Annotated in this window: 9 protein-coding genes; 4 read left to right on the forward strand and 5 right to left on the reverse strand. The window is 40.8% G+C overall.

The window, feature by feature from the left end:
- Positions 1 to 135: 135 nt before the first annotated feature.
- The 3 genes from ABLC00_RS05700 (at position 136) to ABLC00_RS05710 (ending at position 5,244) form a co-directional block, all read left to right on the forward strand.
- Positions 136 to 1,482: an MFS transporter gene (locus tag ABLC00_RS05700; protein WP_044423588.1), complete on the forward strand. Its 1,347-nt coding sequence runs from the start codon at positions 136 to 138 to the stop codon at positions 1,480 to 1,482.
- A gap of 30 nt (positions 1,483 to 1,512) precedes the next feature.
- Positions 1,513 to 2,793: an OprD family outer membrane porin gene (locus ABLC00_RS05705; protein ID WP_033846194.1), complete on the forward strand. Its 1,281-nt coding sequence runs from the start codon at positions 1,513 to 1,515 to the stop codon at positions 2,791 to 2,793.
- 252 nt (positions 2,794 to 3,045) lie between these two features.
- The gene (locus ABLC00_RS05710; protein WP_004888074.1) at positions 3,046 to 5,244 is read left to right on the forward strand and encodes an OsmC domain/YcaO domain-containing protein; all 2,199 of its coding nucleotides are present in this window, start codon (positions 3,046 to 3,048) and stop codon (positions 5,242 to 5,244) included.
- 64 nt (positions 5,245 to 5,308) lie between these two features.
- Here ABLC00_RS05710 and ABLC00_RS05715 read toward each other — a convergent pair whose 3' ends face one another.
- The 4 genes from ABLC00_RS05715 to ABLC00_RS05730 all read right to left on the reverse strand — a co-directional run bounded on the left by ABLC00_RS05715 (position 5,309) and on the right by ABLC00_RS05730 (position 10,360).
- Positions 5,309 to 6,979 carry a GMC family oxidoreductase gene (locus ABLC00_RS05715; protein WP_004888072.1) on the reverse strand — a complete coding sequence of 557 codons (1,671 nt, stop codon included), beginning with the start codon at positions 6,977 to 6,979 and terminating at the stop codon, positions 5,309 to 5,311.
- A 28-nt stretch (positions 6,980 to 7,007) separates the two neighbouring features.
- Positions 7,008 to 7,901, reverse strand: coding sequence for an alpha/beta hydrolase (locus tag ABLC00_RS05720; protein WP_004888070.1), 894 nt, complete (start codon positions 7,899 to 7,901; stop codon positions 7,008 to 7,010).
- 72 nt (positions 7,902 to 7,973) lie between these two features.
- The gene (locus ABLC00_RS05725) at positions 7,974 to 8,828 is read right to left on the reverse strand and encodes an SDR family oxidoreductase (protein ID WP_004888069.1); all 855 of its coding nucleotides are present in this window, start codon (positions 8,826 to 8,828) and stop codon (positions 7,974 to 7,976) included.
- Between the two features lie 44 nt (positions 8,829 to 8,872).
- Positions 8,873 to 10,360 (reverse strand): NAD(P)/FAD-dependent oxidoreductase, encoded by a 1,488-nt coding sequence (locus ABLC00_RS05730; protein WP_004888067.1) that lies wholly within the window; start codon positions 10,358 to 10,360, stop codon positions 8,873 to 8,875.
- Positions 10,361 to 10,496: 136 nt separating this feature from the next.
- Between ABLC00_RS05730 and ABLC00_RS05735 the strand changes: the two genes are divergently transcribed.
- Positions 10,497 to 11,510, forward strand: a complete 1,014-nt coding sequence (locus tag ABLC00_RS05735; protein ID WP_004888064.1) for an AraC family transcriptional regulator — start codon at positions 10,497 to 10,499, stop codon at positions 11,508 to 11,510.
- 11 nt (positions 11,511 to 11,521) lie between these two features.
- Here ABLC00_RS05735 and ABLC00_RS05740 read toward each other — a convergent pair whose 3' ends face one another.
- Positions 11,522 to 12,397 carry a class I SAM-dependent methyltransferase gene (locus ABLC00_RS05740; RefSeq protein WP_004888062.1) on the reverse strand — a complete coding sequence of 292 codons (876 nt, stop codon included), beginning with the start codon at positions 12,395 to 12,397 and terminating at the stop codon, positions 11,522 to 11,524.
- Positions 12,398 to 12,479 lie beyond the last annotated feature (82 nt).

The raw sequence follows: 12,479 nt of genomic DNA on the forward strand, positions 1-12,479 counted from the left end.
GTATAGAAAAAGAGCAGGATGCTCCAAAAAACAAATATTCCTCTAGGTCATGATGGATACGGATATGCATAACCACCCAATCGCTCATATTAGCAATGTCGTGTGTATCTCTTATCCACATTGGGAGATGCATAAATGGAAAGAGATGTTCTAAGTGAGATCAATCAAAATAATATGAGCCGTTATCAATGGTTCATCATTTTGATCTGTATTTGTCTCAATATTATTGATGGCTTTGACGTGATGGTAATGGCATTTACTGCTCCATCAGTGTCAGCAGAATGGTCACTTTCAGGGGCACAAATTGGCTTATTGCTGAGTTCAGGTCTTTTTGGGATGGCTGCCGGTTCAATTTTTCTTGCGCCTTTAGCCGATAAAATCGGTCGCCGTTTACTTATCTTGGTTTGTTTAGTGATTGCAGGTCTTAGCATGTTGGGCTGTGCTTTGGTGCAAAGTCATGGCATGTTGGCAGCACTTCGGTTTATTACCGGAATTGGGGTAGGCGGAATTCTTGCGAGTAGTAATGTCTTGGCAAGTGAGTATGCCAATGCACGCTGGCGCAGTCTCGCAGTGAGCTTAATGTCTACAGGTTATGGCATTGGTGCGACACTAGGCGGAGTACTCTCACTGGCCTTGATTGAGCATTTAGGTTGGCGTTCAATCTTTTTGGCAGGGGGGATCACAACCATAGTGATGTTGCTGATTAGTGCCTGGTTATTACCTGAATCTTTAGATTATTTGTTGGCAAAAAGACCAAAACAGGCATTAGAACGTATTAACGCAACAGTAAATCGTATGGGGTTAACTGCTTTAAAAGCTTTACCTTATTACGGCCAGAATAATCAAAAAAATACAGGTGATATTGGTAAATTATTTTCAGGGCAGCAGGGGTTCCAGACACTTTGTCTTTGGTTTGCATTCTTCTTAGTAACGTTTGGCTTTTATTTTGTCATGAGCTGGACACCAAAAATTCTGATTTCAATGGGAATATCGCCTGAACAAGCCGTAAGTACCGGCATTTTAATTAGTATTGGCGGTATTTTCGGGGCGGCCATTATTGGTTTATTGGCATCGCGCATGAAAGTCTTTTATGCCTTAAGTCTGTTTTTAGGGCTAACCTCGGCATGTGTTTTCCTATTTGTTGCTGTCTCATCTCAAGTCAGCATTGCGCTTATAGTCGGTTTATTACTTGGTACACTTATTAATGGCTGTGTGGCAGGTTTATATTCTATTTCTCCAACAATTTATGATGCCGAAATTCGTAGTCGTGGCGTGGGCTATGCAATTGGTTTTGGACGAATTGGGGCAATTTTATCGCCAACGGTCGCAGGCATTTTTCTGGATAAAGGTATAGCACCCGCAACACTGTATGCCTATTACGGTGTGGTGTTTATTTTGGCTATTTTCCTGATTTTAAGTTTGGGCAATGCTTTTTACCGAAGTAAAAAAGAGCAAAACTACTCTCTTAAAACAGCACCTTAATCCATTAAAAATTAAATAGTTGAGATAAAAATGAAAAAGACACCATTGTGGGTGGGGGTATGCTTGTGCCCATTATTTAGTCAAGTCGTACATGCCGAGTTTATAGCCGACAGTAAAGCTGAGCTGACACTGCGTAATTTTTACTTTGACCGAGACTATAAAAAAGACCCATATCCCTATACAGCAGGCAGAGATTGGGCGCAGGGTCTAATTTTTAAAGGACAGTCTGGTTATACCGAAGGGACAGTTGGGTTTGGTGTAGATGTACTGGCAATGGCAGGTTTTAACCTGATGGGAAGCCATGCTGATGACTATGCGCGTAGTGGCTTACTCCCAGTGAATACCGATAACTCGCGTGACGACTATTATGGAAAAATCGGCATTACAGGGAAGGCTAAATTTAGAAAAAATGAGCTTTTTGTAGGGGATTTAGTTCCACAATTACCAACCATATTTTCATCGCCAGCGCGTTTGTTCCCTCAGACTTACCGCGGTATCCGCTTTATTTCAAATGAAATTCCAAATCTTCAATTAGAGGGGTTTTATGTCGACGAAGTGCGTCAACGTGACTCAATCCGTTATACCGATGTTGGAACAGACAATATCAACCATCGTTTTGACAAAGCGGCAACTACTGATTCTTTTTATACACTAGGTGGAAGCTATCAGTTAAAGGATTACCGTTTACGTGCTTATCATGCTGAACTCAAAGACATTTACCAGCAACAGTTTTTAGGCTTTAACGGAAAACAACCTTTAAACGATCAGCTTAATTTTTTAAGCGATGTACGTTTTTTTAATAGTGAGGAAACTGGAAGTAAAAAAATAGGAGAGGTTGATAACCGTCATATTAGCGGCCTATTTGGTTTGAACTATCAAAATCATACGGTTTCTTTGGGTTATATGCAGTCATTTGGTTCGACTGGTTTGCCATTTTTGTCGGGAACAGAAAGTCCAGTTGTGCTTGATTTTATGAGTTCGGACTACTCAAATAAAGATGAAAAAGTCTATTCGATTCGTTATGAATATGACTTTAAAAATGCGCGGATGGGGGATGTTTCATTGAATGGACTGCGCTTTATGACCCGTTATGCCAAAGGTGAAGATATTGATTTGCTGCAATATGGTGATCAGCGTTTTAAAGAAGAGTCGATGGAGTTTGATTTGGGCTATAAAATTCCTGAAGGTAAATTAAAAGGCTTAGGAGTGCGGGCCCGCTTTTCTCACTACCGTAATGATATGCCAACGAATATGACCTTCCACTCGGCAAATGAAACGCGTTTGAATGTTGATTACACCTTTAAATTTTAATGGTTAATATTTAACTAAATTCAAGACAAGTTAAAACATTGTGACCATCAATGTTTTAACTTTAGTTATCAACTTCACAAAATCACTCTATAATACCGCCAATCTTATTAAAGCCCATTGAGTTGTTCATTAAACACATGGCTTTAATCTCTCATTTTTTTAAGTCAATTTCTTCGCTGTGATTCGGCTTATTTTTCAATATTTAGAATTTTATGTGTCTGTGCTGACACATAAAAATATTTAGGTGCCAGCATGGAAATCAAGGTTAATTATCTCGACAATCTTCGACAGGAAGCTAAGTTCGATGACTTTACGGTAATTGCCGATCAACCAATTCGCTACAAGGGTGACGGTTCGGCACCGGGCCCATTTGACTACTTTTTAGCATCGTCAGCATTGTGTGCAGCGTACTTTGTAAAAGTGTATTGTGCAGCTCGAGATATCCCAACCGATAATATTCGTTTATCGCAAAATAATATTGTTGATCCTGAAAACCGCTATAAGCAAACCTTTAAAATTCAAATTGAATTACCAGCCGATATTTCAGAAAAAGATCGCCAAGGGATTTTACGTTCGATTGACCGCTGTACTGTTAAAAAAGTCATTCAAACGGTTCCTGAATTTATTATTGAAGAAGTTGAAAGCATTGATGCAGATGCACAAGCATTGTTATTGCCAAGTTTAACTTCAGAAAACCATACCTATATTCAAGGTAAAGATCTACCATTAGAAGAAACCATTGCCAATATGTCTGCTATTTTGGCAAATTTGGGCATGAAGATAGAAATCGCGTCTTGGCGTAATATTGTCCCAAATGTATGGTCGTTACACATTCGTGATGCACAGTCTCCGATGTGCTTTACCAATGGTAAAGGTGCCACTAAAGAAAGTGCTTTGGCATCTGCATTGGGCGAGTTTATTGAGCGTTTAAACTGTAACTTCTTCTATAACGACCAGTTCTGGGGTGAAGATATTGCCAATGCTGAATTTGTGCATTATCCAGATGAAAAATGGTTTAAACCGGGTCCAAATGGTGAATTACCTAAAGAAATCTTAGATGAATATTGTCTTGAGATTTACAACCCAGATGATGAGTTACTTGGCACGCATTTATATGATACCAACTCAGGCAATATAGAGCGTGGCATTTGCTCGCTACCTTTTGTGCGCCAGTCTGACGGTGAAGTTGTATATTTCCCATCAAATTTAATTGAAAACTTGTACTTAAGTAACGGTATGAGTGCAGGCAACACTTTGGCAGAAGCTCAAGTTCAATGTTTGTCTGAAATTTTTGAACGTGCTGTAAAACGTGAAATTTTAGAAGGTGAAATTGCACTTCCAGATGTTCCTGAAGACGTATTAGCAAAATACCCAAGTATTGTGGCTGGTATTAAAGGCTTAGAAGAGCAAGGTTTTCCTGTATTAGTTAAAGATGCATCATTAGGCGGTCAGTTCCCTGTAATGTGTGTAACTTTAATGAACCCGCGTACGGGTGGGGTGTTTGCATCTTTCGGTGCGCATCCAAGTTTTGAAGTTGCGTTGGAACGTAGTCTGACCGAATTACTTCAAGGCCGTAGTTTTGAAGGCTTAAATGATTTACCTCAACCGACTTTCCAAAGTAATGCAGTGACTGAGCCGAATAACTTTGTTGAGCACTTTATTGACTCAAGCGGTTTAGTTTCTTGGCGCTTCTTTAGCTCTAAATCTGACTATGACTTTGTTGAATGGGATTTTTCTGGCGAAGGCGAAGAGTCGAATGCAGAAGAAGCTGCAACTTTGTTCGGTATTCTCGAAGAGATGGGTAAAGAAGTGTATATGGCAGTCTATGAGCACTTAGGTGCGACCGCTTGCCGTATTTTAGTTCCTGATTATTCAGAAATTTATCTTGTTGAAGATCTGATTTGGGACAATACCAATAAGGCACTTGCATTCCGTGAAGATATTTTAAATTTGCATCGTTTGGATGATGAACAGCTTGAGGCGTTGGTTGAGCGCTTAGAGGAATGTGAGCTAGACGATTACACTGAAATTACCACACTCATTGGCATCGAATTTGATGACAATACAGTTTGGGGACAGCTCACAATTTTAGAACTGAAATTGCTCATTTATGTTGCATTACAACAATTTGAAGAAGCAAAAGAGCTTGTCGAAACTTACTTGCAATATAACACCAACACCGTTGAGCGTGGTTTGTTCTATCAATGTATGAACGTGGTACTTGAAGTAATATTAGATGAAGAACTAGAGCTTGAAGACTACCTGACTAACTTCCGCCGTATGTTTGGTGACACACGAATGGATGCGGTATTAGGTTCTGTCGACGGTAGCGTTCGTTTCTATGGTTTAACGCCAACAAGCATGAAACTAGAAGGGCTTGATCGCCATTTACGTCTAATTGAGAGTTATAAAAAATTGCATGCAGCTCGTGCTAAAGCGGTAGCGATGTAATTTAAGAAACTAAATAAAAAAGCCTATTTTTAAATAGGCTTTTTTTATAAAACAACTTGCTAGTTTAGGCAGAGGCTTTCGTGATCTCTATGGTTTCTTCCGTTATTGGATAGTCTGGTTGTTCATCCAAAGTGTGTTTAGCCGGAATATAAGACATTGCACGTTCTGCTAGAGCAGTAATGGTTAAACTTGGGTTTACACCTAAATTGGCACCCAACATAGAGCCATCTACAACATATAAATTTTTATAGTTAAACACACGATTTTTGCCATCGACTACACCTTGTTCTGGGCTAGATGCAATCGCGCAGCCTCCCATACAGTGAGCAGTAAAAGGCACATTAAATAAAATTTCGGTAATGGTCGTTATTGGATGACCATTAAACATTTTGGCGACTTTTTCAGTAAAGGTATTGGCTTGTGGAATATAAACAGGAAGCTTTTTTCCTTCACTCGACAAAACCTTGCCAAAAGGCCAGAACCAATTGCGTTTTAAACGCATGTTAATTGAAGCATCGGCAGTTTGCATTACTAAGAAAATTAAGGTTTGACGTGCAAAACCAACAGGGTTGCTCATACGTAAGAATATAAGTGGATGGCTAATGAGTACCCATAACCAATAAAAAATACGTGTCCAACCTGGTTTACCTTTTGCCATATACGTACACATGAGACCCATAGCATCGGAACCACTTTGGTAGCGTGTCGCTTCAATATGAGTATCATGGTCAATATAGATGCTTGAACCAATTGCAACGCCCTTACTCATATCGACATCTTTATCAAAGAAACGGACTCCTAAGATAGACTCCGCATTGGTACGTACCCGATTACCCAAATCATCAGAAATATTTGGTAGAGAACCAGATTGTTTTAAGCGGAATAGCATTTCTTGGGTGCCCAAAGAAGATGCCGAGAAAATTACGTTACGAACCCGCCAAGTACGACGTTGTTTGTTAAACCATGAGCTTGAGCATTCAGTCGTGACTTCATAACCATCACTACCATCGACTTTGCCATTGAGTGGTTTAACATCAACCACTTTGGTTTCTTCATAAACCTTGGCGCCATTTTTTTCGGCAAAGTACAAATAATTTTTATCTAGAGTATTTTTTGCATTGTGTTTACAACCTGTCATACAGCCACCACATGCTGTACAGGTGCCACGATCTGGTCCTTCACCGTTAAAATAAGGGTCTGGATAAGTCTTTCCACCTTCTTCGCCTTCGGGAGGAAAAAAGGTTGCAACACGAGTCGGTTTAAAGGTATGGCCTACACCTACCGCTTCACCCATTTTCTTTAACATGTGATCGGCAGGGCCAAGTATTTTATTGTCAGTCACTCCAAGCATACGTTCTGCTTCGGCATAGTGCTGCGGCATTTCATTTTTCCAGTCCGCAGCATCTGCCCAAGTGCCTTCATCCCAAATGTGTTCGGGTGGAACGAGCAGGGTATTGGCATAGGTAATTGAGCCACCGCCTACGGCATTACCGCAAATAATAGTGACATGGCGAAAAAAACGCATATTGAAATAACCAAAAAGTTTCATACCCGGACGCCAGATCCAGCGGCGTGTGTTCCAGTTATTTTTAGCAAAATCTTCAGCTTTCCAACGACGCCCCATTTCCATTACAGCAACTGAGTAGCCTTTTTCGGTGAGACGGCAGGCAGAAACACTACCGCCAAAGCCTGAACCAATGATGAGATAATCATAGTCATAATTGTTTGATGCCATGCCAAAGGCTCCTGTCTAGTGATATTTTTTATATTGACTGCATGTGTTTATCAATGAATTGTCCAATGCGCTTAATTGAGTCATCGGATTCTTTTAGTATACCTGCATGGAATTGAAAAACGTGCCCAACTTTGTCATAAATCTTAAATGTGGTCGGAATACCGCATTTCTCGGCTTGTTCTGCAAGACGTTTCGCATCATCTAATAAAACTTCTTCGGTACCAACATGGATCAGAACCGGTGGTAATCCGGTTAAGTCAGCATAAAGTGGGGAGCAGGTCGGATCGGTTGCCGATTTTTGGCCGCAATAGTTTTTTGCACACCAAACTAACCAGTCTTCTGAGAGCATTGCATCTTGAACAGCATGAGTTTTCAGCGTGCTTCCTGAAAGACTTAAGTCAACCCAAGGTGAAAGTAAAACTAATGCCGCTGGTAAAGGTAAACCTGCGTTCCTTAGCGCAATAACTGTACTTAAGCTCAGGCCGCCACCAGCGGAGTCACCAGCAATCACAAGTTTTTTGGGATCTTGTCCTTGAGCAAGTAAAGCCTTATAGACTGCAATGCTATCTTCAATAGCAGCAGGGCTTGGATGTTCTGGGGCTAAACGATATTCAGCTAACCAGACTTGTGCCTGAGCTGCATGTCCGATCTGAGCTGCAAGCTTCGTGTGACTTTTTGAGCTACCCACTACATAGCCACCGCCATGCAAATACAAAATGCCGAGCCCTGATTTGGTCGTTTTAGGCTGAATATGAACTGTCGGTACTTGAGCAATATTTTGCTTTTTAGTTTGATAACCACGTGGCCCAAGCACAATAGCACTGGCCGCATCGCTACAAAAACGTTGTAATTTCACTGGCGTTTTAGGAGATAAAGCTGGGCGTAGTGTGGTACGAATGGTCCATGCGAGAAGTTGCTTCATGATAAGCACTCATACTAAGCAGGTGAGATTAGTCAGCATCTCTGAAAATCAAGAGTATGCTGACCACTATTTTTATTTTGCTGACTTATTAAGTAGTCGAGTTTGCCAAGCAGTCGCGGTTGCAAAGATCTTTTGGTAGCCTTGCGGAAGAATACGCTGAATTACATCAACGGCTTTTGCATCGGCTCCAATAAGTAAACGGCGACGGTTCTTACGAACAGCCTCCAAAATTTGCTGAGCTGCATCATCAGCAGGAGTGCGAAGTAATTTATCGAAAGCGTCTTGGCTTTTTAGCGGGTCCATTCCTAAAGACTGGACGCTATTGTTCATACGTGCAGCTTTGGCAATATTGGTACGAATACCACCCGGATGCACACAAGTCGCGCTCACACCAGCATTTTGCATATCAAGTTCTTGGCGCAATGATTCAGTAAAACCACGAACGGCAAATTTACTGGCGTTATAAGCACTTTGGGTCGGTTGAGCTGTTAAGCCAAACATACTGGAAATATTAATAATATGCCCATCACCACTTTGCTTTAAGTAAGGCAAAAATTCTTTGGTGCCATAAACCACGCCCCAAAAATTAATACCAATGAGCCATTCAAGATCTTCATAGCTCACACCTTCCGCTGTACTACCAATCGCGACACCAGCATTATTAAAAATCAGGTTAACTTGGCCATGTTCATCTACAACTGCTTTTGCCCAAGTTGCAACGTCATCACGTTTAGCGACATCAACTTTTTGAGTGGTGACTTTGACAGAGTAGGGCGCTAACAGCTCGACTGTTTTGGCTAACCCAGCTTCACTAATATCAGAAAGTGCCAGGTGACAGCCTTGTTTAGCGAGTGCTATGGCAATTGCTTGTCCAATACCTGAACCCGCACCTGTCACAGCTGCGACTTTATTTTTAAAAGACTTCATAAAATTCTCCGTTTATTTTTCTCATTTCCTATGGCGAAGCTTATTTAAGAAATAGCCGACACCTGAGTGTAGTTTTCAATGTCAAAGCGACGAGTGCGTTGACGATATTCAAGAGTGAAACCCGGCCAGTTATTGGTATTTTTACCATCAGCAGTTTGGTACCAACTGGTACAGCCTTGCGCCCACACCGTTTTTTTCATTTTCTCTTGAATATCTTGATTAAATTCGTGTTGAATTTCGGCACGAATGTTGGTGAACAGCAGGTTATTTTTCAAAGTAGTGCGCAGCGCATCTAAAATATAATTTACTTGGCTTTCAATCATATAAACAATTGAGTTATGCCCGAGGTTGGTATTTGGCCCATACAGCATAAAGAAGTTAGGGAATCCGTTTACTGTCAGGCCTAAATAAGCTTCAGCACCATCTTTCCATGTTTCTTTTAAGGTGCGACCATCAAGTCCAGTAATTTGCATTGGCGCCATAAATTCAGTCGCCGTAAAACCTGTACCGTAAATAATGGCATCAACTTCACGTAGATTTCCTTCCGTGTCTAAAATGCCATGTTCGGTAATTTCTTGAATGCCTGTATCAATCACATCAACATGAGGTTGAGTCAGTGTTTCATACCAGTGGTTAGAAATTAAAATACGTTTACAACCAATTGGATAATCTGGCATTAAGCGGTGACGTAACTTTCCATCTTTAACAACTTTTCGAATGTGGCGCTGAAATAAATATTCCACCAAAGGCATTTCATTGAGTGAAGTTGTAAAAGCAAGTAGGCGAATTTCATGATGACCATATTGCAAGGCACGGTCTAGACTTTGCAAGATCGGCAGTTTACGGAAAGCTTTTTTCTCTAAAGGTTGATAAACCCGATCTGGTTTAGGAATGACATACGGTGCCGAGCGTTGATAAACGTCTAGGTGAGCCACTTGTTTTGCAATTTCAGGTACAAACTGAATCGCACTTGCGCCTGTACCAATGACTGCAACACGTTTGCCAGTTAAGTCATAGTCATGGTCCCAGCGTGCTGAGTGAAATGCCTTACCTTTGAAATTTTCAATGTCTTTAAGTTTTGGATAGGCAGGACGGTTGAGCTGGCCTACCGCGCCCACTAAAAATTCTGCTTCAAACTGTTCACCAGCCGTACTTTGGATATGCCATACGCCTTGCAAAGCATCAAATTCGGCGCTGGCTATTTCAGTATTAAATTTGATGTGCGGACGAAGATCATATTTATCGGCACAGTGACGCAAATATTGATAAATCTCTTGAGATGTCCCGTAGCGATTTTTCCAACCAAGTTCCTGTTCAAAAGAAAAAGAATAAAGATGCGACGGCACATCACATGCAGCACCCGGATAAGTATTGTCACGCCAGACACCACCTACATCGGCAGCTTTTTCAAATAGAGTAAATTGTTCAAAACCTGCTTGTTTGAGACGAATGGCAAGTCCTAGACCACCAAAGCCAGTGCCAATAATGGCGATGCGTACATTTTTATTTGAATTAGACGACGAATTAAACATAGGCTGCTCTAAAATCCTTAAAAACAGTGAGCGAAAAAATCGCAATTTCCTGTATGCAGAATAGACGTTTATTAACTTGATTTAGAGGATGGATGAGGACAAAATATTGTGATTCGAGGACATTCTGAGCGATACAGTGAAGTATGCATGGGCATTTGAACGCAGTGTACATAGTGTTCGGTTAATGGCTGATTTCGCGATGGAATCAGGCATTTCTTATCAGACGATTTTAAAAGGGACTGGACTTAGCCAACAACAATTACTTGATCCTAATATGGTGGTGACAGGCCATCAGGAATTACAGTTGATTCATAACTTGGTTGAGCAACTAGGAGACAGACCGACATTAGGCTTAGAAGTGGGCACACGCTATCATTTCACCACATTTGGGCCATTAGGCATGGCTCTGATGAGTAGCGCCAGCATTCGCGAAGCACTAGATTTGGCTTTAACCTATTTCACGTTAACTTTTGCTTTTACTCGCTTTGAGGTATCGGATACACCAGAAGGAATCCGTATCGAAATTGATGAGCAAGATATTCCCTTATCAGTTCGTCAATTCATTATTGAACGAGATGCGGCTGCGCTCATTACGGTACAGCGAGATTTGGTGCAGGATAATTTTTGCCAATATTTGGCTTTTTCTTTTCAACCTAAAGGCGATGTAGAGCCTTATCGGAATTTATTTGGGGTTATGCCGGAATTTGGCGCAGCCAAAAGTTTTGTGATTCTTGATCCGCAAAAAGTAGACCAGAAGCTACTTATGGCAAATGATCTAGTTTTACATACAGCCGAAGAACAATGTCGTCAAATATTAGAAAAACGCCAATCACAAAATAAATTTACAAACTTAGTGCAACAACAGCTAATGAGTACGCGTGGGGAAATGCCATCTATGGAAATAGTCGCTGATCGGCTGCATTTAAATACAAGAACCCTGCGCCGCCATTTGGCATTAGAGGGAATGACTTTTATCCAAATTCGTGAAGAGGTTAGACAGGTTTTAGCAGAGCAATATTTGGCGTTACCAAAAGCTTCGGTTGAGCAAATTGCCGAATGGTTAGGTTATGCAGAGCCTGCCAGCTTTATTCATGCTTATAAAAGATGGCATGGGAAAACACCTCATGCCATGCGGTTAAATAACCGATAACCCAAGTATCTTTATTTTTTTAAACGCAAATGCAATAAGCGCGTCGCTGATGTATGGCGTATATTGTCGGCACGCTTATAAAAATAACGTTCAGTAATAGCTTCACCAGACAAATCTTCAACCACTTCAAAGCCCATGTTTTTAACAGCATTGTGTAAATCTGAAGGTTTAAATTGGCCTAATAAAGGTTCTTTCAGTAAATGGGTAAACTGTGCAACACCGATACTCCCGAGTCGCTCAATGCCGTTTAGCTCCTGAAAATCGGTTGAATAGTCGAGTACTACTTCGCTACCGTTTGCAGCAAACTCAGCAATACTTTTTAAAGTTTGCAGTGTAGTATCCGGTTTTAAATAATGAGTAGTACCCAACCAAGAAAAGAAAGCCGGAGCTTTTCGTACATAGTGACTCCGGGCAAGCGCCTCAGAGATAGATTCTTTTTCAAAGTTAATAGCAACAAATTCAACAGTAGTAGGAATATTTCCTAGTTTTTTGAGTTTGGATTGTTTCGCAGCTTGAGTATCAGGATGGTCGACCTCAAAAATTTTTAAAGTTGGGTAATGTTGTGACTCACGTAATACAAAAGAGTCTAAACCCGCTCCAACCAAAACATATTGTTCAATATTGTGTTGAACAGCCTGATTAAGTAAGTCTTCAGCATAACGTGATCGGCACACAACCTGCCCACTCAATAAACCTAAGGTGCGGTTTAAAAGGGGAGAATTCATTAATTTAACAATGAGCGGAGTAGATAAAAGCTTTTTCCAACCCTTACTGGTCATTTCAAAAGCATAGGGGTCTGAAAATACAGGGTTTGTCGTATTTTTAAAGTGATTTGCGCGTAAGGCAGCGGCGGCTTCGGCAGTACGGCTTGATTGACCTTCTTTCATTTTTAACCTGTTCTTTTATTTCTTGAAGATATAATGAAAAAGGCAGTGTATTTTATCAAAAACAAAAATACACTGCCTATTA

This window comes from Acinetobacter nosocomialis (genome assembly GCF_041021905.1).
Classification (GTDB): Bacteria; Pseudomonadota; Gammaproteobacteria; order Pseudomonadales; family Moraxellaceae; genus Acinetobacter; species Acinetobacter nosocomialis.